This is a genomic window from Pseudonocardia sp. (genome assembly GCF_050250275.1).
Taxonomy (GTDB): domain Bacteria; phylum Actinomycetota; class Actinomycetes; order Mycobacteriales; family Pseudonocardiaceae; genus Pseudonocardia.
This window is the reverse complement of sequence record NZ_JBFWOY010000008.1, coordinates 156,705-177,683: the sequence shown is the minus strand read 5'-3', so window position 1 is coordinate 177,683 and position 20,979 is coordinate 156,705. Positions and strand designations below refer to the sequence as shown.

The following is a 20,979-nucleotide window of genomic DNA, read 5'->3' as shown; positions in this document are numbered from 1 at the left end:
AGTGCGGGGGCTTGAAGTAGTCGGTCCACAGCACCCACAGGTGGTGCTTGACGAGGTCGGAGCGCTGCTCCTTGATCTCGACGGCGCGGGCGCGGAAGTCGACGTCGTCGTTGCCCTGGTACTTCTCTTGGATCGCCTTGACCGACTCGGCCTCGATCCGGGCCTGGGCGGGGTCGTAGACGCCGCAGGGGAGGTCGCAGTGCGCCGTCGCGACGAGGGTCGGCCTGGGCAGGATTCTCATGTCCGGATACCTCACTGATCTTCGGTGTGGCGCCAGTGGTCGTTCGCGGCGGCGATCGTGGCGAACTCGACGGCAACGATGTGGGCGACCTGGAGCAGGGTGGCGGCGTCGTCGGCGTAGGCGGCGCGGAGCCGGTCCCGGACCTCCGCGTCGGGCTGCGTCGCCTTGATCACGAGCCGGGCCATCTTCATCGCCAGCTCACGGCCTTGCTGCGCGGTGGCGGTCTGCAGGGACCCACCCGGTATCAGTTCCACGGGATCCTCGTCCTCACGGTGGTGGGGGGCTGCTGGTCGGGGGTGGGACGGGCCCGTCGAGGGGCGACGGGCCCGTCCGGTGGGGCGGCGGTCGGGTCAGCGCCCCTGAGCCGTGCCGATGCCCTCCATCTCCTTGGTGAAGGGCTGGAACTTGTGGTCCATCACCGTCCGCGGGTCGAACGACGGGTCGGCCATCACCCCGTGGACGCGGCGGCGCTGCATCCCGAAGTTGCCCGCGTCGTAGAGCGGGAAGACCGCGGCCTCACGCAGCAGCCGGCCGAAGTCGTGCTTGCGGTCCAGCGAGTTGACACCGACGACCTGCATGCACTTGTAGACGCAGTCGAACATCAGCTCGGTGCTGAAGACCTTCGACATCGCCCCGATCATCTCGCCGTGGTAGTCGTGGGTGTCGATGTAGTGCGCGGTCTTGTAGCAGAACGCCCGGGCGGCTTCGATCTTGGCCGCGACGTCGCCGAGGACGTACCCGGGGTACTGGAAGTTGATGATCGGCGACGCCCCGCCCGCGGTGTAGGTCTTGGCGAAGTCGAGGGCGGCCTCGTAGGCGGCTCTGGCGATCCCGACGGCGCCGATCCCCGCGACCGGGCCGGACCACGCGAAGTTGCGGTTGATGAGGAGGTCGCCGTTGCCGGCGGTCCCCTCGATGAGGTTCGCGGCCGGGACGCGGGCGTTGTCGAAGATGATCTCCGAGTTCTGCGCGCTGCGCTGGCCGACCGTGCTGATCAGGTTGTAGGTGACCCCCGGCGTGCCGCGCTCGACGATGATGGCCGACAGCCCCGAGGTCCCGTCGGCGGCCGAGTCCGTACGCACGACGACGAGGTTGAGGTCGGCGCCCTGGCCGTCCCAGCCCGCCACGTTGCAGGGCCAGTACTTGCGTCCGTTGATGACGTAGTCGTCCCCGTCGCGGACCGCGGTCACGGCCATGCCGGCGCCTCCCGCCGCGGGGGCGTCGAAGTTCGCGGTGCCGCCCGGGGAGCCCGGAGGTTCGCTCGCGGCGTAGCCGACGATGAACTCGCCGGAGGTGTCGGCGGTCGCGCGGCTGATGAACCGCTGCTTCTGGTCCTCGGTCCCGTAGTACCAGACCGGCATCAGGCCGAGGCCGTTGACGAGGACGGTGGTGCCGAACCCGGGATCGACCGCCTGGATCTCCTCCGCGGCGACGAGGAAGTCGACGTTCGACAGACCGCCGCCCCCGTACTCCTCGGGCAGCATGCTGTACGCGATGCCGCGCTCGACCGCCTCGGCGTACGCGGGCTTCATCAGCTGGAACGCACGCAAGGGGTCGGGCTCCTCATCGACCGTTCGGGTGATCGGCGCAAGGACCTCCTGCGCGAACTCCCGAGCGGTGTTCTGGAGCTTCTGCTGGTCAGCTGTGAGAGTGAAATCGAACGCCATTGTCGGAAACCTCTCGTTGGGATACTCGACCGGGGACCTGCACCGGGACGGCGGGTGTCGCTGCGGGCGGACGCGACGGCCCGCGCCGGACGGGGTGTGCCGGGACGGGGTGCCGAGCGGCCCGAGCACGCGGCCAGCATGTCAACGGCGGCCGAACGGCGGAAGGTCGTGACAACGGACAGCGGCGTGGTGTCACGAATGACGGACCCGGGGGCATGTGAACGGGCCCCGCGGACGCCGGCGAACCGTGGCGCCGACCCAGCCGACCCTCGTGGTCGATCCACGGAGTGATCGCAGGCACGTGAGGGCCTGGACCGCTGCGGAAATCCACCTCGTGAACCCGCACGCTGCGACCGCCGGAACCGTCGACCGACCGGCACGCCGAACCGCCGCTCACAGACCGAGGACCTGTCTGACGGTCTGCATGCTCCGCCGGGAGACCGGGATGTCCTCGGGCCGGGCGGGGTCGGTGCTCAGCGCGATCACGCCGTTCCCCTTCTGGTCGATCCGCTGCACCCTGTCCGGATTGACGAGGAAGCTGCGATGGACGCGGAGGAACCCGTGCTCGGCCAGCCGGCGCTCCATGTTGTCGATCCCGCGGATCATGGCCCGCAGCCTGCCGCGGTCGGTGACGAGCCAGACGGTGTGACCCTGGGCCTCCGCGAAGCGGATCTCGTGCGGCTCGAGGAGCAGCACGTACCGATCGCCCTCGGCCGGCACGCGTTCGGTGCGGTCGGCGGCGCGGCCACGGCCGCCGGGGGCCGGCGGCTCGCCGGGATGGTCGGTCTCGACCAGCAGCCAGCCGGCAGGCCCGTCGGGGCCCTCGACCAGCCGCATCTCGAACAGCTCGTCGGCGTGGGCGAGCGGCGGCCCCGGGGCGAAGGTGGTGCGCCACTCCGGGTTGGCCGCCACCTCGGCCAGTCCGGTGCGCGCGACCGCGCGCAACGTCGGATGCGGCTCCGGGGCCGTGCCGGGCCCGCGCCGGCGCCCGTTCCCGCCGGCGAGGACGCCGCCTGCGAGATCGAGCCCGACGACGGCTCCCGCCCCTCTGAGCGTCTCGCGTGCGCAGGCCCGGCCCACGGCCGCCGCATCGCGCGCGGCCTGTCGCGCGAGGTGCCGGCGGGGTTCGGCGAGCTCCTCACCCAGGCGTCGGGCGAGGGCGGTGACGGTCTCCTCGCACCGGCTCGAGATGTTGATCGACGCCACCGGTTCCCCGAGGACGGGATCGGTGAGCGCCGCACCGACACAGTTCCAGTCGTGCATCTCTGCGCGCCAATGCTCCGGACCCCGCACCGCGACGACACCCCGGCCGAGCAGCGCCATGCCCGTGCCGTTGGTTCCGGCGACGTCCTCGGACCAGCAGAACTGCGGATCGAGGTTGCTGTCGTCGACCTCCCGGCGGAGCCGGGCATCGGTCCAGACGGCGATGACCTGGCCGTGACCGTCGCTCACGGTCGCGATGCAGTCCCCGACCTCACGGGCGACGGCCGAGGTGATTGCACCGAGGTGGGCGTACAGGCCGCGGTACCGGGGCGAACGGGGCGAGCTGGCGGCCGGCGCCAGGGGGCGGAGGGGGTCGAGGTCGTAGACGTCACGACATCGGCGCCAGGAGCTCAGGATGTGGCGGGGTACGACGGCACCGGCTGCCTCGTCGTCACCGCCGACGAACGCTTCCCACGCGCTGAGGGTGCCCGCTCGCCGGTCGGGCGGGACGACCCCGGCCGGGCCGGCGCAGGTCTGCGTGCGTCGCCGAGCCACCGGACGTCTCTTCGGCACCGTGGTTGTCTGCACTGCAATGCTCCTCTGCATCGCGCCGGCTCCCCGGCTGGTCGCGTTCCGGACGGTCGGCCGGGGTGCCCGCCGGCCCGACACCCGCACGGGCCTCCCCGCCTCACGGCGCCGTCGTCGACGGCCCGATCCGTGGTGGGGCGCCGGCCTCGGCCGGGTGGTGCCGCCGGAACCGACGAGCCGTCGCGGGGTCGCCGAGCGGGTCCCGGTCCCGGGGTTCCCCGCGCTGGTACGTCGCGACACGCAGCGCGTGGTCAGCGTGCTGTGGAGGACGCATCGGCGCTCGTCTCGATCTCGGCGGTGAGGATCGGAGTCGGTGAACAGGCAGCGGTGAATCGGTGTCCGGGATGCTACTTTGGATCGCGTTGTCGAGCAAGGACGCCGCTGACCAGCGCAGATGTCGCTCCGGTCGGCCCATGCCGTGAGGGCTCGCCGGGCGGACCGCCTGCCGGTGTGCGCCGCCCGCGTGCGCCGGACCCGCGTCGCGAGGGCTCCCGCCGCGGTTGCGGCACGGCGGTCGGGCGACCGCCGCGCGCGTCCGCCTTCCGCCGCACGACCACCGGCCGGTTCTCCCGAGCGGGCCGCGACGGGCATCGTCGCAGCTCATCACCACGGTCGCGGTTCGCGAGCGCGCGAGCCGCGCCCGTGCCACCGTCGGGGCAGACCGTCCGGCACGCGGAAGCCCGGCGTTCCACGGGTGGGCCCCGCCGTCGGCGACACCGCCGGGGAGGGGTCTTCCCGGCTCGACGCCTAATCGGTGCGCCGCGTTCCGGATTGCGGGAAACCGGCCGGTCGCGGGTCCCCCGTGACCGAGCCCCGCCCGCACCGACGTCCCCACGCAGGACCGGTCGGGCGCCGGCTCACCGCCCAGCGCGCGGGGGCACGTGCCGGGGACCGTCGCCGCCGCGCCGGACCTGCCTCAGAGCCCGTATCCCTCCATCGACCGGCTGAAGCCGATGGCGTCACCGTCGGCGATGAGGTCGGGGGTGAAGCCGGGGTCGGCCATGACACCCCAGGCGCGACGGCGCTGCATTCCGACGTTGCCGGCGTCGTAGAGCGGGAAGGCGATCGCGTCGCGGTAGAGCTTCTCCATGCCGAACTTCTTGTCGAGCGCGTTGACGCCCACGATCCGCATGCAGTCGGTGACCACCTCGTGCATGAGGTCCGTGCAGTAGACCTTGTTCATCGCGCCGAGCGCGTGGCCGGAGTCCTCGTGCGTGTCGAGGTAGTGCGCCGTCTTCCAGCACATGTAGCGGCCGGCCTCGATCCGTGCAGCGACGTCGGCGAGCAGGTGCCCGACGGCCTGATGGGCGATGATCGGCGAGGACCCGCCGCCGGTGTACGTCCGAGCCCACTTGAGCGCGAAGTCGTACGCCGCGCGGGCCACGCCGATCGCCGCGATCGCCGCCACAGGACCCGACCACGTGAAGGCCCGGTTGATCACCAGGTCGCCGTCGCCGTGGGCGAACACGTGCTGCTCCGGGACCCGGACGTCGCGGAAGGTCATCGTCACGTTCTGACACGTCCGATGACCGATCTTGTCGATGACCCGGTAGTCGACGCCCGCGGCCCCGCGCTCCACGGCGACCACCGACAGGCAGTCGAGGCCGCCACGCCGGCGGTCGGTACGGACGACGCAGACGTTGACGTCGGCGCCCTGGAGGTCCCAGCCACCCGCGTTGCCCGGCCAGTGCTTCTCACCGTTGATGACGTACTCGCCGGCGCCCCGGTCGTGCTCGGCGAACAGCTGGATGCCGGCCCCCGGGTCGGGATGGTCGAAGTTGGCGGTCCCGCCGCGCTCGCTGACGACCCAGCCCGCGAGGAAGTCGGTCCGCTCCGGTGCGGTCGCGGCGCCGATCCACCGCTCGCACAGCTCCTCCGGGCCGAACCACGCCAACGGGAGCAGGGCCAGGCCGTTGATCAGCAGCGTCGTCGCGAACCCTGCGTCGACGGCGGCGAGCTCCTCGCTGGCCAGGAGCAGCTCGATGTTCGACGCGCCGCCGCCGCCGTACTTGGCGGGCAGGAACCCCGTGGTCAGCCCCATCCGGTGCGCGTGGGCGAAGGCCGGCTTCATCGCCGCGAAGGACGCCTGCGGGTCGGCGAGCGCGTCGGCGCGCTCGGCTGCCGGGCGCACGATCTCGCGGGCGAACTCCCGGACCTCGTACTTGAGCGTCCGCTGCCGCGGCGTCAGCGCGAAGTCGATCGCCATCTGCATCCTCCCTCCGTCGTCGGACCGGTGCGCGGTGCGACCTCCGGCCGCGCCGGGGCTAGGTCTCGGCCGAGCGGTTGCGGAACTCCAGCGCCCCGCGAAGGCCGTCGTCGTTGGCCGCGATGTCGTCGATGCTCGCGCGGTCGAGCTCGGCGAAGTAGGAGCCGACCGCACGCGCGAACACGTTCCGGGCGCCGCACACCCCCGCGACCTGGCAGAAACGGGCCGCGCCGAGGCACTCCACGACCGCGAAGTCGTCCTCCATCGCGCGGATGACGTCGCCCACGGTGATGGTCGAGGAGTCACGCACGAGCTGGACCCCCCCGCCGCGGCCCCGGGTGGTCTGCACCAGGTCGGCGGCGGCCATCCGGCGGACGACCTTGTCCAGGTGGGTACGGGAGATCTTGTGCGCGGACGCGATGTCGGCGATGGAGCCGCGGCGCTGCGGCGCGACACGCAGGTACATGAGCACACGAAGCGCGTAGTCGGCGTGCTGGGTGTGACGCATCGGTGCTCGTCTCGATCTCACGGGATGGCGGGAGCCGGTGCGTTGCTCTCCGCAAAATTGGTGGCGCGGACGCTACTTCAGATGGCGGGGTTAGGGAAGCGCTGCCCCGGCGCCGCGCCGCGCCACACGTCCGGGCCCGGCCCCGGGTGCGGTGGCCGCACCCGCCCGGATCGGCGCACCGGCCCACACCGTCGCGGCTCGTCGTCGACGACGACCTGCGCGTCCCCTGCGTTCGGATAGCGTGAACCCATGGCGGTGGACGACGCGCAGCGCGTGGGCGCGTCCGTCCGGGCTGCCCGGCTCGCCCGGGGCGCCGGGCTGCGCCGGCTGGCGGCGCGGATCGGGGTCAGCCCCGCGACGCTCAGCCAGATCGAGCACGGCCGCACCCGGTTGACCGTCGACCGGCTCGGTCTGATCGCGGCCGCTCTCGACATGCCGGTCGCCGACCTCCTCGACGGCCGCGTCCCACGCCCCGTCGAGGAGTCGTCGGAGCGACCCCCGGCCGACTGGCGGCGCTACGACCCACTCGACCTCGACCCCGTGCTCGACGCGGCCCGGGCCGAGTTCCTCGCGGTCGGCTACCACGGGGCGACCATGCGGCGGATCGCGCACCGCTGCGGTCTCTCGGTCAGCGGGCTCTACCACCACTTCGCCGGCAAGCAGCAGATCCTGCTCGCGCTCGTCGAGGTCACCATGGCCGACCTGGGTGGGCGGGCCGACGCCGCCCGGGCCGAGGGCCGCGACCCCGTCGACCGGTTCTGCCTGCTCGTGGAGAACCTCGCCCTCTACCACAGCCATCGGGCCGAGCTGGCGTTCGTCGGCAACACCGAGATGCGCAGCTTCACCGAGGCCAACCGGCGCCGGGTCGCGGACCTGCGGACCCGGCTGCAGCGCATGGTCGACGCGGAGGTCGATGCCGCCGTGTCGGCCGGGGCGTTCCGCCCCGACCACGCGCACGAGGCGTCACGGGCCGTCGTCACGATGTGCACGGCCGTCACCGACTGGTACCGCCCGGGCGGCCCGTCGACGCCCGAGCAGATCGCCCGCCGCTATGTCGGGTTCGCTCTCGACATGCTGGAGGACGTCCGCGCGGCCGGCTGACCCCCGCCCGCGGCCGTCAGCGCGGCGAGCGCAGGGAGATCACGCGCGACGATCTCGTCGTCGGTCAGTGCGGAGGTGGGGTCGGCCGTGGGGCCGGGGTCGCCGTCGTGGGCGATCTCGCCGCGCCACACCTCGCCAGTCGTCCCGTCGATCGTGATCGAGTCGCCCGCCGCGAACAGCACCGCGCCCGACCGGTCCCGCACGTCGGCGGCGCCGACGACGAGCTCGCCCGCCCCGACCACGGCCGGGACACCCCAGCCGCGGGCGACGACCGCCGCGTGGCTGACCAGCCCACCGGTGCTGGTCAGGATGCCCACCGACACCGCCATCCCGTGCACGTCCTCGGGGCTCGTCTCGGGCCGCACCAGCACGACCGGCCCCTCGGCGTCCGCCGCGGCGTCGGCGTCGAGGGCGACCGCGCCGCTGACCCGCCCCGGTGACGCACCCAGCCCCCGAGTGAGCGCCGCCGCCGCGACACCCTGCCGGGCGGCGGCGACGATCTCGGCGCGGGCGCGTTCGATCGTGGTGTCGTCCAGGCGGGCGCGCGCCTCGGCCGGGGTGAGGGCGATCGCCGGGTCGGCCGCCATCTCGGCGGCCAGCCGCACCGCCGCGACCGCGCCCCGCTTGCCGACGCGGGTCTGCAGGATGAACAGTGTCCCCGACTCGACCGTGAACTCGACGTCGCACATGTCCCGGTAGTGCCGCTCGAGGACGCCGAGCCGCTCCGTCAGCTCGCGGTGCGCCGCGGGCAGCCGGGCCGCCATGTCGTCGAGGGTCAGGGTGCGGGCCGTGCCGGCGACGACGTCCTCGCCCTGGGCGCGCGGCAGGAAGTCGCCGTAGGCACGGTTCTCCCCGGTCGCCGGGTCCCGGGTGAACACGACGCCCGTACCGGACCGGTCGTCGCGGTTGCCGAAGACCATCGCCTGCACGTTGACCGCTGTGCCGAGGTCGTCGGCGATGCCCTCGTGCGCGCGGTAGGTGCGGGCCCGCGGGCTGTCCCAGCTGCGGAAGACGGCCTCGACGGCACCGCGCAGCTGCGCGGCCGGGTCCTGCGGTACCTCCGCGCCGGCAGCGGCGATCCGTGCCTTGAGGTCGGCGACCCGGCCCCGCAGACCGGCCTCGTCGGTCGGCGCCGGTCCGGCCGGGAGCGCGTCCGGGGGGACGCCCAGCACGGTCGTCGCGTACATCGCGAGAAAACGGCGGTAGCTGTCCCAGGCGAACACGGCATCGCCGGACACCGCGCTCAGCCCGTCGACGGTCGCGTCGGTCAACCCGAGGTTGAGGACGGTGTCGAGCATGCCGGGCATGGAACGCGGAGCCCCGCTGCGTACCGCGACCAGCAGCGGATCGGCCGGATCGCCCAGCCGCCTGCCGATCCGCGCCTCCAGCGCGGCCACGTGCGTGGCGAGGGCGTCGTCGAGGTCGGCGGGCCAGCCGTCGCGGCGGTAGGCCAGGCACACCGGCAGGCCGACGGTGAACCCCGGCGGCACGGGCAGCCCGAGCACCGACGTCATCTCGGCCAGCCCGGCACCTTTCCCACCGAGGAGCCCGGCGAGCTCGCGGGGCGTGACGGAGTGCGGGTGGTCGAAGGCGAACACGTTGTCGGCGGCCCGGACGGCCCCGTCGGTGACCACGGCTCAGTGCCCGTCGGCCGTGGAACGCTCGCGACCGAGCGTGCTCAGCAGGTCCTGGTGCAGCTCCATCCAGACGTCGTGATAGCTCTCCGACAGCGGCGAGGCGAACGCCTTCCGGTCGCCGGCGACGAGCCGGTCGCGTGCGGCGGCGAACGCGCGCGGGTAGCGCCCGAACCGTGGCAGCGTCGCGGCGAGCCGGTCGGTCAGGGCGACGACCTGCTCGTGGACGGGGGCCAGGTCGGCGACGACCGCATCGTCGTACGCGGCGTCGGAGTGGTCGTTGACGCCGCCGTCGGGACGCAGCTGCCAGCGCGCGCACAGCGCCTTGAACGGCTCGTTGAGCCGCAGGAACGCGGAGTCGGCCGCCTCGACGGCGGCGCGCGCGTCGTGGCGGGCCAGCTCGTCGGCCAGCAGCGCGGCGTGCGCGGAACGCCCCTCGGGGGTGAGCATCCACCCACTGATCCGCCCGCTGCGTTCGGCGGCGTGCCCGTCGACGGCCGCGGCGGCCAGCGTCGCGGTCACGGTGGCCCCGTCGAGCCCGGTCGCGCCCCCGACGCGGTCGGGCGCCGCGAACCCCATGAGGCGCAGCGCGTGCAGCACCCGCAGCCGGGAGTCGGTCGCCGTGGTCGTGTCGTCGGTGGTCACCGTCGGCTCCTCGTTCGTCGGGACGTGAAGGTGTCGCGCATCAGCCGTGCCCGCCGTCGCCGACGGGGTCCGGCTCGCCCGCCGCGGCGAGCTGCAGGTGGGTCGTCTCGTTCAGGGTCAGCAGCCGGCGACCGCGCGCGGACGCGACGACCCGGCACACCGACGTGTACTCCGGCTGGAAGAACATGCCGCGCGGCCTGCCCAGCACCCGCCCGAGGAACGAGTTGATCACACCACCGTGGCAGACCACCGCCACCGTCGTCGACCGGTGCCCGTCGATGATCTCGTCGAACACCGCGTCGACCCGGTGGGCGAACGCGTCCGGGTCGAAGGTGTGCGCACCCCACACGCCGGTCTCCAGCGCCCGCCACAGCGCGGCCTGCGACTCGCCGGACTCCGTGAGCTCGAGCGGCACGTAGCTCGGCGCGCCGTGGTCGAACTCGCGCAACCGGTCGTCGACGTGCAGCGGGACGACGAGGCGTGCCGTGATGGCCGCCGCGGTCTGGCGGGCGCGGCGCATCGGGCTGCTGTAGACGACGGCGGGTGCCGTGGCCGGCTGCGCGGCCAGGTAGGCGGCGAGCCGGTCGGCGTCGGCGCGGCCCCGCGGGGTCAGGTGCGGGTCGGCGCCGTCGCCGTCGGCCGCGTGCTGGCGGCGCGGCTGACCGTGCCGGATGAGCAGGAGGTCCATCACGTCGTCCGATCGCGCGGGGGTCGGGATGCGGTGCTCCCCGGCTCCGGCTCCGCAGGCCGGTAGCGCTCGCGGAGGGTCTGGAGCCGGATCTTCCCGGCGTCGCTGCGGGGGAGCGCATCCACGAGATCGACCGAGCGCGGGCACTTGAACCCCGCCAGCCGCTCCCGGCAGAACGTGACGAGCTCGTCGGCGAGCGCAGGCCCCGCGGCCGCCGGGTCCTCGGCGACGACGACGGCCTTCACCTGCTCGCCGAACTCCGGATCGGGGACGCCGAGGACGGCGACGTCGGCCACCGCCGGGTGGGTGACCAGCACGTCCTCGACCTCGCGCGGGTAGACGTTGACGCCGCCGGTGATGATCGTCTGCCCGCGGCGGCCGGTGAGGTGGAGGTAGCCGTCGTCGTCGAGGCGGCCGAGGTCGCCGACCGCGCCCCAGCCGGGGGTGGCGGCGAGGTCGGCCGATCCGTCGGCGGCGCGCACCGGGACCGCCGCGCCCGGTTTCGCGAACCACACCGTGCCGACCTCCCCCGCCGGGAGCAGCCGCCCCGCGTCGTCGGCGATGTGGACGGTCGACCCGACCGGGCGCCCGACCGAACCCGGGTGGGCGAGCCACTCGTGCGGCCCGATCGTGGTGCGCCCGTAGCCCTCGCTGGCGCCGTAGTACTCGTGGACGATGGGGCCCCACCAGTCGAGCATCGCGCGCTTGACCGCGGGCGGGCACGGGGCGGCGGCGTGCACGGCGACGCGGTGCGACGACAGGTCGTACCGGGCGCGCACCTCGGCGGGCAGCCGCAGCAGCCGCACGAACATCGTCGGCACCCACTGGCTGTGGGTGACCCGGTACTGCTCGATCGCGGCGAGCGCCGCCTCCGGGTCGAACCGCTCCATCAGGACGACGGTCCCGCCGAGCTGGTGCAGCGACTGCAGGAAGCCCAGCGGGCCGGCGTGGTAGGCGGGGCCGGGGACGAGCAGGACATTGCCGGTGTCGTCGAACTCCAGCGAGCGCATCAGCCCGGCGGAGCGGACCGGCACCTGCGCGGGGTGCACGTCGCTGGGCGGGACCCGGAACGGCTTGGGCCGGCCCGTCGTGCCGGAGCTGAACAGCAGCCGTCCACCCGCGGTCTCGACGAGCCCGCGATCGCGCGGGGTGGCGGCCAGCGCCTCGTCGTACCCGTCGTCGGTCACCAGCCACAGCACGGTGTCGGGCAGGCCCGCGTCGCGGGCGGCGCTGCGCAGCCCCACCAGCAGATCGGTCGACGTGACGATCACGCGCGGGTCCGCGTCCTGCAGGATCGGCACGAGCTCGGGACCGGTGAGGTGCCGGTTGGCCGCACCCAGGTAGAGGCCACTACGCCAGCACGCCCAGGTGATCTCGCCCCAGCGCACGTCGTTGCCCAGCACGACCAGGACCGTCTCGCCCGGGTCGACGCCGCGGGCACGCAGCAACGTCGCGAGCCGGGCGCTGCGGTCGTCGAGGTCGGCGTAGGTGCGGACCTCACCGCGGGTGGCCTCGATCATCGCCGGGCGCTGGGGAGCCAGCTCGGCCACGGTGCCGGGGTACACGCCACCTCCGGTGGTCGGGTCGGGGGGTTCGGGTCACGACAGAAGAAGCGACGAATGAGTCACAACGCCGGGAGGGGTGCGGCGGCGGCGCGCAATGCGGTCAGGCCGCCGTCGGCGCGCACGTCGGTACCGTCGAGCCACGACGCGTCGGGGGACAGCGCGAAGTCGACGATCGCGGCGATCTCCGCCGGCCGCGCGTGCCTGCCGACGAGCTCGCCCGCCACGTCCAGCGACGGCATCGTCGCCCGGAAGTCGGCGAGGATCGGCGTCTCCACCGGGCCGGGGCTGACGCTGAGCACCCGCACCCCGGCCGGGTGCAGCCGGGCGGCGAGCCGCATCGTGTAGTGGTGCACGAGCTGCTTGGACAGCTGGTAGGCGTCGGGGCCGTCCAGGCCCAGCGCGGCGAGGCCGGCGGCCAACGCGTCGTCGTCGAGACCGAGCAGGTGGGCGGCCTGCGCATCGGTGGCAGTGCCCCGGTAGCCGGCCATCGACGACAGCAGCACGATCGCGCCACCCGGACGGATCGACGGCGCGAGGGCCTCGGCGGACCGCCGCAGGCCCAGGACGTTGACGGCGTACACCGTGTGCGCGGGTGCGGTGCCGGGGACGCCCGCGACGGCGGCGAGCCCGTCGACGTCGCCCGCCGCGGTGACGGTGCCGATCGCGGCGGCGGTCGCGGCCGCGTCGGTCAGGTCGCAGCGCAGGGCCGCGACGCCGGGCGGCACGCCGTCGGTGTCACGGTCGACGCCTATCACCTCGTGCCCGGCGGCCACGAGCCGCGCGGCCAGTGCGGCACCGATGCCCGACGCGGCGCCGGTGACCACGAGCCGTCGCCGTGGCCCGGCGAAGGTGCTGTTCACGTCCATCGTCCCCGTCCCCGTCGGCGGTCCCCGTCCAGCTGCTGTCCGTCGTCACTCTTCCATCCGCCCCGTGAGATGTATAGGCTCAGTCGCAAAATAGGGGGCCTCGGTGTTCGACGGTTGCGGTGCCCCCGAACATTCTCGCGTGCAGCGCGCCCGAACGGACGGAGTCGGTGGATGGTCGCGACGAACACGTGCCCGGTGCCCCACCCCCAGGACGTCGACCTCCTCGACGTCGAGATCTTCGCCGCCGACCACGACGGCGAGGTGTTCCGGCGGCTGCGCGACGAAGCCCCGCTGTTCTGGAACGCGGGCCCCGGCGAGGGCGAAGGCTTCTGGTCGCTGACGCGCTACGCCGACGTCGAGGCCGCCGCCAAGGACGCGGCCCGCTTCGGCAACGCCGACGGCACCCAGATCCCCAGCCGCCGCGCCGAGGGCGACGGCCCGCGCCAGATCCACAACATGGACGCCCCCGACCACGGCCCCATGCGCCGGCTGCTGACCACGACCTTCGCCCCCCGCGCCGTCGAGAAGCTCGCCGGCCGCGTGGAGGAGGTCGCCGCGACGCTGCTCGACGAGGCCCTCGAGCTGGGCGAGTTCGACTTCGTCAAGGTCATCTCGTCCCGGCTGCCGCTGCTGGTGTTCGCGCCCATGCTGGGCGTGCCCGTCGAGGACGCCGACCTGCTGCTGCGCTGGACCAACGAGTCCAGCAGCGAGGACCCCGAGTACTCCGCCGGCCCCGAGACCGCGGCGCGCGCCCGCGAGGAGCTGTTCGCCTACTTCGGTGAGCTCACCGCACAGCGCCGCGGCTGCCCGCGCGACGACGTCGTCAGTACCCTCGTGCAGTCGCAGTTCCGCGGCGCCCCGATCACCCAGGACTGGCTCAACCCCTACTACATGGTGCTGACCGTCGCCGGGAACGAGACGACCCGCAACCTGCTCTCCGGCTCCGTCGACGCACTCGCCCGCCACGACCTGTGGCCGCGCCTACGCGCCGGCGACGACGCACTGCTGCGCAGCGGCATCGAGGAGATGATCCGCTGGACCTCGCCCGTCGTGCACATGCGGCGCACCGCGCTCGCCGACGTCGAGCTGCACGGCACCACCGTCCGCAAGGGGGAGAAGGTCGTCCTGTGGTTCGCCGCGGCCAACCGCGACGAACGCGCCTTCGACGCCCCCGACGAGTTCCGCCTCGACCGCACCCCCAACCGCCACCTCGGCTTCGGCGTCGGCCCACACTTCTGCCTCGGCGCGCACCTCGCCCGGATGGAGACGCGCGTGTTCTACGAACAGATGCTCGCCCGCGACATCCACGTCGAGGTCCTCGGTGAGCCGGACCGCCTGCGCAGCAACTGGTTCCGCGGCATCAAGCGGCTCCCGGTGCGGGTCACCCGGGGCCGCCGATGACGCGGCCGGCGGCGCGGCCCGGCGCGGACCTCGTCCGCGACCGCTCCGAGCACCTCGTCGGCGGCGACTGGGTGCGCTCGCGCGGCGAGCCGTCGCCATCGTCGACCCGGCCACCGGACAGGGCGTCGCACACGGCCCCGCCGGCACCGCCGCCGTCTGCCCGGGTGGGCCGCCACCCCGCTCGACGACCGCATCACTGTGGTCCGCCGCCTCGCCGCCGCCCTCGACGACCACGTCGACGCCCTCACCGGAGTGATCGCCACTGAGGTCGGCATGCCGCCCCACCTGGCCGTCCCGGCGCAGGTCGGACTCCGCGCGGCGGTCCTGCGCACCACCGCCGACCTCGACCGGGCGCGCGTGTCACCAGTGCGGCTGCCGGGCGCTGACGACCCCTCCGGTGCCGGTCGGGCCCGCGGACGTGTCACTAGAGCGGTGGCGGTGCGCTGCCGACACATCCGGTGGTGGTCGACCGCGCGGATATCCCTGGAGCGGTGCCGCGTGCCCTGGCGACACGCTCGGTGGGCGTCGTCCGCGACGTGTCAACAGCGTCGCTGTCGTGCTCTGACGACACGTCCGGCGGGGGTGGGCCCGCGGGCGTGTCATCAGCGCGGCGGCTGCGTTCTGACGACACGCTCGGCCGCGATGGCGCGGACGGCGCGGACGGGAGCGGTGGGGGGCCGGCTGCGGCCCGGCTCGGGGCGGGTGGGCCGCGTGGGCGGGCATCCGCGATATGGTGACGGTCGTTCACAAAGACGCGATCGACAGGGGGCGCGCCATGTCCGATGACGCCGCGTCGGTGCCCGCAGGTTCCGACGACGAACGCCGCCCGGTCCGTCGCGGGAAGAACGTCCGGGGCCTGCGGACCCGCCAGGAGCTGCTCGACGCCGCCCTGAGCTGTTTCTCCGAGTACGGCTATGCCCGCACCCGGATCTCCGACATCGTGTTCCGCGCCGGGGTGTCGCAGGGAAACTTCTACCGGCATTTCCAGAGCAAGAACGAGATCTTCCTCGAGGCGCTGCGGCCGAGCCTCGACGAGCTGCACGCCTCCACGGCCCGGGGTGGGATCGGCGACGGCGTCGACCTGGCCACGATGGTCGCGCTGACCACGTCGTACTTCACCTCCTACGCCCGCAACCGGCACATCCTCAGGGTCATGCGGGAGGCGGCCGCGACCAGCTCGGACGACGGGTTCGCGGAGCTGTGGCTGCGGCAGCGGGGCAGCTACGTGGAGCGGACGTCGCGCTGGCTGCGGCGGCTGCACCAGCAGGGGCGTCTCGCGGAGGCCGATTTCGAGCTGCTGGCCGACGTGCTGGGCTCGGCGATCGAGCAGACCGCCTACGTGCACATCGGCCTGCCGGCGGAGGCGCCGCGGCCGGAGCGGATCCACCAGCTCGCGGCGGCCGTCGCGCAGGTGTGGCACCGCTCGTTGCCGATCGTCGACGTCGACGCCCCCGTTCCGGTCGCGGACGCGGGCCGGGTCGGCGCCGGTCCCGCCGTCGGCTGAGCGCTGCCGTCGCGACCCGTTCGTCACCGCACGGCACCCGTGTGTGGCTTGACACACAGGGATGGGCACGCAATTATGTGACTCGCTCGTCGCAGAAACTGCTGAGGCAGCGCGCTCCGACGACTCGCGGGCCCCGTGCCCGCGCTCCTGGTACGTGCTCGATCCCCGAGCCTCAGTGACGAGGGAGACCGATTCCGGTGACCGATTGGCCGATCTTCGACCGCACCTCGACAACGTTCCCGCTCTACTCGCGGGCCAACGTGGGCGAGATCTTCCCCGACCCGATCTCCCCGCTGAACGCCTCCGCGGGGTTCCAGGCGAACCTCGAACCCGGATGGCGCGACGCGTTCGTCGCGTGCGGGGTCTGGGACCACGACCTGTACGACACCGCGGTCGACCGCAACATCCTCCCGGCGTTCGGCAGCTACCTCTACATCAACATGTCGCTGATGCGGCTGTTCGGCGTGCGGGTGCCCGGCATGGGCGCGGAGGCCGTCGACCTGCAGTACTTCGGTGACATGCCCGGCATCCCGTCCTACGAGAGCGAGAAGCGCGACTTCGACGACGACCCGGCCTTCTCGGCGAAGGCGGGCGTCTGGCTGATGCAGGACGTCCTGCTCGCCGAGGACCTCGCGGCCTACGACGCCGATCGCGCCGAGGTGCTCGCGATCCGGGGGGCACGCCCGGACATCGCCTCGCTCACCGACGCGGAGCTGGCCGATCGGATCACCGCGTTCGCCGATGTGCAGCGCCGGTTCTTCCAGCACCACATCGAGTCCAGTCTGAAGTCCGGTGTCGGGCTGGGCGCGATCGGCCAGCTGGCTGCGGCCATCGGCAAGCCGGAGCTGGGGCTGACGCTGGTCAGCGGGATCGGCGACGTCGACTCAGCGGGCCCGTCGAACGGCATGTGGGCGTTGAGCCGCACGGCCCGCCGTGGCGCGGTCGCGGCCCTGTTCGACCGTGGCGTCGCCGGGCTGTACGAGCGGATCACCGCGAGCAACGATCCCGACGTCGTCGCCTTCCGCGGCGCCCTCGACGAGTTCCTCGCCGAGTGGGACTTCCGTGGCCCGGCCGAGTGGGAGCTGCGGGCCTCGACGTGGTCGCTCCGGCCCGAGCTGGTGCTCCACACCGTGGACCGGATGCGCGGCGTCGGCGACGACGAGGCGCCGGCGGTGAAGAACGCCCAGCGCGCCGACGACCGCGAGGCCGCGACGAAGATCGTCCGCGAGATCGTGGCGGGAAACGCCGAGGCCGCGGGTCAGTTCGAGGTCGCGCTGCGTGCCGCCGCGCTGTGGCTGCGGGGCCGGGAGCGGTCGCGGACCACGTCGGCGATGCTGGTGCACGAGCTGCGTCTGCCCGCACTCGAGCTGGGCCGTCGCGGCGCTGCGGCCGGCCACCTCGACGACGAGAAGCAGATCTTCATGCTGTTCGCCGACGAGCTGCCCGCGTACCTGGCCGAGCCGGGGAAGTTCACCCAGGTCGTGCGCGACCGGGAGAAGACCTACCTGGAGCTGTTCGACTACGAGCCGCCGTTCGTCGTCGTCGGCGAGGCACCGCCGCTGTCGGAGTGGACGCGGCGTGCCGACAAGACGCACACCATCGCCGTGGCGGGGGAGACCATCCAGGGCGTCTCCGGCTGCACCGGGGTCACCCGCGGCCGGGCCCGGGTCCTGCGCGACCCGGACGACCCGTCGGCGCTGGAGCCGGGCGACATCCTGGTCGCGCCGATCACCGACCCGTCCTGGACGCCGCTGTTCGTCGCGGCCTCGGCCGTTGTCGTCGACGTCGGGGCCCCGTTCTCGCACGCGGCGATCGTCAGCCGCGAGCTGGGCATCCCGTGCGTGGTCTCGGCGACCGACGCGACCGGCCGCATCCCCGACGGCGCGATGATCGAGGTCGACGGCACCGCGGCGACCGTGACGATCGTCGAAGTCTGACCCGGTCGTCGCCGGGCCGACGTCGTGGCGGCCGCGACGAGGTCGAGTGCGTCCCGGGTCCGGCCCCGGCCGCGCCGGAACGCGTGCGCCGGTCCGGGGCGACCCGGCCCCGCCCGTCCGAGGCGGGGCGGGGCTACCGGGGGATCAGGAGGAGAGCTCGTCGACGAAGAAGTCCAGCTCGGGGTCGTCGCCGCCGCCGTAGCCGGAGAAGTCGGTGACGCCGGCCTCGCGCAGGACGTCGACGTCGAGGAACACCTCGCCGGTGCGGTCCTGCGGCAGGTCGAGCAGGGCCGTCGCGGCGTCGGCCATGATCCGTGGCTCCCGGCAGCGGGCGACGGTCTCGTCACCGCCGAGGAGGTTCTGCACCGCGGCGGTGCCGATCGCGGTCTCGGGCCACAGGCAGTTGGCGGCGATGCCGTCGGCGGCGAACTCGGCGGCCCAGCCCAGGGTCAGGATGGTCATGCCGATCTTGCTCAGCGCGTAGGCGGGGAACCTGCCCAGCCAGTGCGGGGCGGTGGTGACGGGCGGGGAGAGGGTGACGACCCGGGCCCGGTCCGACGCCCGCAGGTGCGGCAGCGCGGCCCGGAACAGCAGGAACGTGCCGCGGGAGTTGATGTCCTGCATGAGGTCGTATCGCTTGGGTGTCAGGTCGGCGGTGCCGGTGAGGTTGAGCGCCGAGGCGTTGTTGACGACGACGTCGATGCCGCCGAACCGGTCCACGGCCGCCGCGGCGGCACGCTCGACGTCGGCCTCCTCGCGGACGTCGCCGACGACGGCGAGGCCCGCACCGCCGGCGCGCTCGATCTCGTCGACGGCGGTGTGGACGGTGCCGGGCAGGCGCGGATCGGGGGTGTCGGTCTTGGCCAGGATCACGACGTTGGCGCCGCGGGCCGCCGCCGCGACGGCGATGGCGAGTCCGATGCCGCGGCTGCCGCCGGACATGAGGATGGTGCGCCCGGCGAGCGGGTCGGTGGATGTCGAGGTCACGACGTCGTCCTCTCGGGGGAAGTCCGCGCGGGGCTCGACGGGACGCCGGTTCCGATCGTGATCGGACCGGCCTCGGACCGGGCGCGGTGGAAGTCGGTCAGATGCCCGCGAGGCCGCGGACGTAGTCGATCGCCGGCGCCGCGTCGAAGGACCGCGCGATCTGCATCTTCTCCGCCTCCAGCGAACCTTCGGCGTGGGTGGCCAGCACGGACTGGTAGCCGCCGTAGTCGCGGGCGGTGATGTCGGCGACGAGGTTGAGGATGCGCAGCCGCTGCTCGGCGGGTACCGCGGCGGCGTAGTACTTCTCCAGCACGGGCCGGATGCCGGGGCTCTCCCAGTCCCGCACGCCCGGTCCGGTGGCGAGCAGCCCGCCCGCGAGGTCGACCAGTGTGGCTGCGGCCTCGTGGTAGCCGTGGGCGAAGGTGTACTTCGCGATGTTGACCGTGAGCGGGTCGGGCAGCCAGACCCCTTGGGCGCCTTCGCGGGCCCGCAGCGCGGCCAGCTCGGCGAGGCCGCGGACGGTCTCGGCCCAGGCGACGAGCCGCGCGATCTTGTCGCGGACGTGCCCGGCGCGGGTGATGCCGTTGGCGTCCGCGACGAGGTGGGCCGCGCCGACGAGCAGGTCGAGCAGCGGGAGCTTGTAGTTGATCGCGGTGAACCGGTGGTAGTCGACGAACGCGATCGCGAGCGGCCCGGCCAGCTCGGGGCGCCGGTCGAGGAAGACGCGGTCGCGGGGGATGCGGACGTCGTCGAACACGGTGAGCGACTCGAGCAGCTTGTGCCGTGAGGAGATGGGGAAGCCGAACCCGTCGCGTTCGCCCGCGAGGTAGGGGGAGACGTAGAGGTTCAGCCCGGGGGTGTCGACGGGCACGGCGAACGAGACGGCCCAGTCGGCGTCGCTGGGGCCCATCGCGCGGGTGGGCAGGACGACGATCTCGTCGGCGTTGGCGGAGAACGACGTGTGGGTCTTGGCGCCGCGTACGGTGATCGAGTCGGCGTCGCTGTCGACGATGCGCAGGTAGAGGTCGGGGTCGGCCTGCTGCGACGGGCCCAGCGACCGGTCGCCCTTCACGTCGGTCTGTGCGACGGCGAGGGCGAGGTCGTCGCGGCGGCAGCGGTCGAAGTAGGCGCGGGCGTGGGCGAGCCCGTCGCCCTCGGTGGCCCGCAGCAACGCGAACAGTGCGTCGGAGCCCACCTCCTTGAGCACGATCGTGCCGGCCCCGCGGCGCGACACCTCCTCGATGAGCGTGCCCCGCGCGCGCAGGTCGGCCGCGGTGCGGGGGAGGTGGTAGAAGGCGGAGTGGTCGCCGATCTCGGTGTCCTTGCGGACGGCGAGGTCGGGCAGGTCGGCGGCGATGGAGAAGCAGTGCGCGGAGTGGTCGACGGCGGCGCGCAGGTCGGGGTGCGTGGTGACGTCGGGGACCCGCTCGCCCTGGTAGTACACGCGCCTGCCGTCGACGAGACCGTCGCGGTACTCCTGGGCGGTGCGCAGGGACATGGTGCGGAACCTCCGGCTACGGAAACGAGTGGGGTGCGGAACGGCGGGGAACGACGGGCGAGCGGAACGAACGGCCGATCGGCCTGCCGGACCGTGTCCCGGCTCGACGGTCCCCGGTGCAGTGTGAACCCGTCAATGTGGCGCCGGTCTGCTGTTTAGGAAACGTGAACAAGCGCCGGTGGCGGGCCGGTGGTGCCCACGCACGCGGGAGGTCGGGCGCGGGGAGCGGCGCACGGCGCCGTCCCGGGGGGACCGGCTGCGTCCGGGAACCGGGGCGGCACGTGGCCGCGGCCACTCCCGGCGGGCCCGCGGCGTGGACGGGTCGGCCGGCCCGTCGGACACCCACGACGTCCACCTGCGGGAACGGTCCGTCGGGGTGGATGGACCGGACCGGTTCGCCGACCGTTCCACATCGCGGGAGCAGATGTCCGGATTGACAGGAGCCACCTGCCGCTCCGTACTGTCGAATCCCGGCGGGTGACCGTCGGAACCATCCAGAGCGGCCGAGAGACCTGGCTCGACGACGCCGCAGCAACCCCCCGCGACCGCGGGCGAGGGTGCTCATGCCGGGAACGATGGAGGCGGTCATGGGGGCCTACCGGGGCGCATACCGGCTGCACGTCGACCTGTTGCGGGTGACGAGCGCGGCCTGTCCGGCCTGAGCCGGACGACCGCCCCCTCCGCTCACCCTCCCGACCTCCTCGGCGCCGCACGACCGCGGCGCCGGGGACGTGCGGGCA

At 73.5% G+C, this 20,979-nt stretch carries 17 protein-coding genes and 1 riboswitch; of the genes, 4 read left to right on the top strand and 13 right to left on the bottom strand.

Going from position 1 to position 20,979, the window contains the following annotated elements; translation table 11 throughout:
• The 6 genes from sodN to AB7F12_RS10435 form a co-directional block, all read right to left on the bottom strand.
• Positions 1-241 (bottom strand): superoxide dismutase, Ni (gene sodN, locus AB7F12_RS10460; RefSeq protein ID WP_428517908.1); only part of this gene is annotated, 241 nt, incomplete at its 3' end.
• 11 nt (positions 242-252) lie between these two features.
• The gene (locus AB7F12_RS10455; protein ID WP_428499767.1) at positions 253-495 is read right to left on the bottom strand and encodes a hexameric tyrosine-coordinated heme protein; all 243 of its coding nucleotides are present in this window, start codon (positions 493-495) and stop codon (positions 253-255) included.
• 96 nt (positions 496-591) lie between these two features.
• On the bottom strand, positions 592-1,908 hold the full coding sequence (locus tag AB7F12_RS10450) for an acyl-CoA dehydrogenase family protein (RefSeq protein WP_428499768.1): 1,317 nt from the start codon (positions 1,906-1,908) through the stop codon (positions 592-594).
• A 393-nt stretch (positions 1,909-2,301) separates the two neighbouring features.
• Positions 2,302-3,666, bottom strand: a complete 1,365-nt coding sequence (locus AB7F12_RS10445) for a LytTR family transcriptional regulator DNA-binding domain-containing protein (RefSeq protein WP_428499769.1) — start codon at positions 3,664-3,666, stop codon at positions 2,302-2,304.
• Between the two features lie 949 nt (positions 3,667-4,615).
• The gene (locus tag AB7F12_RS10440) at positions 4,616-5,905 is read right to left on the bottom strand and encodes an acyl-CoA dehydrogenase family protein (protein ID WP_428499770.1); all 1,290 of its coding nucleotides are present in this window, start codon (positions 5,903-5,905) and stop codon (positions 4,616-4,618) included.
• Positions 5,906-5,963: 58 nt separating this feature from the next.
• Positions 5,964-6,413, bottom strand: a complete 450-nt coding sequence (locus AB7F12_RS10435) for an RrF2 family transcriptional regulator (RefSeq protein ID WP_428499771.1) — start codon at positions 6,411-6,413, stop codon at positions 5,964-5,966.
• Positions 6,414-6,662: 249 nt separating this feature from the next.
• Between AB7F12_RS10435 and AB7F12_RS10430 the strand changes: the two genes are divergently transcribed.
• The gene (locus AB7F12_RS10430; protein WP_428499772.1) at positions 6,663-7,514 is read left to right on the top strand and encodes a TetR family transcriptional regulator; all 852 of its coding nucleotides are present in this window, start codon (positions 6,663-6,665) and stop codon (positions 7,512-7,514) included.
• Here AB7F12_RS10430 and AB7F12_RS10425 read toward each other — a convergent pair.
• The 5 genes from AB7F12_RS10425 to AB7F12_RS10405 are packed head-to-tail and all read right to left on the bottom strand — an operon-like array spanning position 7,463 to position 12,912.
• Positions 7,463-9,148 carry a pyruvate, phosphate dikinase gene (locus tag AB7F12_RS10425; RefSeq protein WP_428499773.1) on the bottom strand — a complete coding sequence of 562 codons (1,686 nt, stop codon included), beginning with the start codon at positions 9,146-9,148 and terminating at the stop codon, positions 7,463-7,465. The genes AB7F12_RS10430 and AB7F12_RS10425 overlap by 52 nt on opposite strands.
• Positions 9,149-9,151: 3 nt before the next feature.
• Positions 9,152-9,793, bottom strand: coding sequence for a MarR family transcriptional regulator (locus AB7F12_RS10420; protein ID WP_428499774.1), 642 nt, complete (start codon positions 9,791-9,793; stop codon positions 9,152-9,154).
• Positions 9,794-9,833: 40 nt separating this feature from the next.
• Positions 9,834-10,481 (bottom strand): histidine phosphatase family protein, encoded by a 648-nt coding sequence (locus AB7F12_RS10415; protein ID WP_428499775.1) that lies wholly within the window; start codon positions 10,479-10,481, stop codon positions 9,834-9,836.
• Positions 10,481-12,046: an AMP-binding protein gene (locus tag AB7F12_RS10410; protein ID WP_428517079.1), complete on the bottom strand. Its 1,566-nt coding sequence runs from the start codon at positions 12,044-12,046 to the stop codon at positions 10,481-10,483. Before AB7F12_RS10410 ends, AB7F12_RS10415 begins: the two co-directional genes overlap by 1 nt.
• 59 nt (positions 12,047-12,105) lie before the next feature.
• On the bottom strand, positions 12,106-12,912 hold the full coding sequence (locus AB7F12_RS10405; RefSeq protein ID WP_428499777.1) for an SDR family oxidoreductase: 807 nt from the start codon (positions 12,910-12,912) through the stop codon (positions 12,106-12,108).
• Between the two features lie 171 nt (positions 12,913-13,083).
• Between AB7F12_RS10405 and AB7F12_RS10400 the strand changes: the two genes are divergently transcribed.
• The 3 genes from AB7F12_RS10400 to AB7F12_RS10390 all read left to right on the top strand — a co-directional run bounded on the left by AB7F12_RS10400 (position 13,084) and on the right by AB7F12_RS10390 (position 17,754).
• On the top strand, positions 13,084-14,313 hold the full coding sequence (locus tag AB7F12_RS10400; RefSeq protein ID WP_428499778.1) for a cytochrome P450: 1,230 nt from the start codon (positions 13,084-13,086) through the stop codon (positions 14,311-14,313).
• Between the two features lie 775 nt (positions 14,314-15,088).
• Positions 15,089-15,817, top strand: a complete 729-nt coding sequence (locus tag AB7F12_RS10395) for a TetR/AcrR family transcriptional regulator (protein ID WP_428499779.1) — start codon at positions 15,089-15,091, stop codon at positions 15,815-15,817.
• A gap of 197 nt (positions 15,818-16,014) precedes the next feature.
• A complete protein-coding gene (locus AB7F12_RS10390; protein WP_428499780.1) occupies positions 16,015-17,754 on the top strand; it encodes a PEP-utilizing enzyme in 1,740 nt (579 codons plus the stop codon).
• A 144-nt stretch (positions 17,755-17,898) separates the two neighbouring features.
• On the opposite strand, the gene AB7F12_RS10385 is transcribed toward AB7F12_RS10390, so the two are convergent.
• Together AB7F12_RS10385 and AB7F12_RS10380 are read right to left on the bottom strand one after the other, a co-directional pair.
• Positions 17,899-18,741: an SDR family oxidoreductase gene (locus AB7F12_RS10385; RefSeq protein WP_428499781.1), complete on the bottom strand. Its 843-nt coding sequence runs from the start codon at positions 18,739-18,741 to the stop codon at positions 17,899-17,901.
• A 97-nt stretch (positions 18,742-18,838) separates the two neighbouring features.
• Positions 18,839-20,239 (bottom strand): 4-hydroxyphenylacetate 3-hydroxylase N-terminal domain-containing protein, encoded by a 1,401-nt coding sequence (locus AB7F12_RS10380; RefSeq protein ID WP_428499782.1) that lies wholly within the window; start codon positions 20,237-20,239, stop codon positions 18,839-18,841.
• Positions 20,240-20,726: 487 nt separating this feature from the next.
• Positions 20,727-20,821, top strand: a riboswitch (SAM riboswitch).
• Positions 20,822-20,979 lie beyond the last annotated feature (158 nt).

Excerpts from the sequence above, each read along its gene's own strand:
- AB7F12_RS10400 (WP_428499778.1), top strand. The coding sequence starts at position 13,084 with ATGGTCGCGACGAACACGTGCCCGGTGCCCCACCCCCAGGACGTCGAC.
- AB7F12_RS10435 (WP_428499771.1), bottom strand. The coding sequence starts at position 6,413 with ATGCGTCACACCCAGCACGCCGACTACGCGCTTCGTGTGCTCATGTAC.
- AB7F12_RS10430 (WP_428499772.1), top strand. The coding sequence starts at position 6,663 with ATGGCGGTGGACGACGCGCAGCGCGTGGGCGCGTCCGTCCGGGCTGCC.
- AB7F12_RS10380 (WP_428499782.1), bottom strand. The coding sequence starts at position 20,239 with ATGTCCCTGCGCACCGCCCAGGAGTACCGCGACGGTCTCGTCGACGGC.
- AB7F12_RS10395 (WP_428499779.1), top strand. The coding sequence starts at position 15,089 with ATGTCCGATGACGCCGCGTCGGTGCCCGCAGGTTCCGACGACGAACGC.
- AB7F12_RS10415 (WP_428499775.1), bottom strand. The coding sequence starts at position 10,481 with ATGGACCTCCTGCTCATCCGGCACGGTCAGCCGCGCCGCCAGCACGCG.
- AB7F12_RS10440 (WP_428499770.1), bottom strand. The coding sequence starts at position 5,905 with ATGGCGATCGACTTCGCGCTGACGCCGCGGCAGCGGACGCTCAAGTAC.
- AB7F12_RS10450 (WP_428499768.1), bottom strand. The coding sequence starts at position 1,908 with ATGGCGTTCGATTTCACTCTCACAGCTGACCAGCAGAAGCTCCAGAAC.
- AB7F12_RS10405 (WP_428499777.1), bottom strand. The coding sequence starts at position 12,912 with ATGGACGTGAACAGCACCTTCGCCGGGCCACGGCGACGGCTCGTGGTC.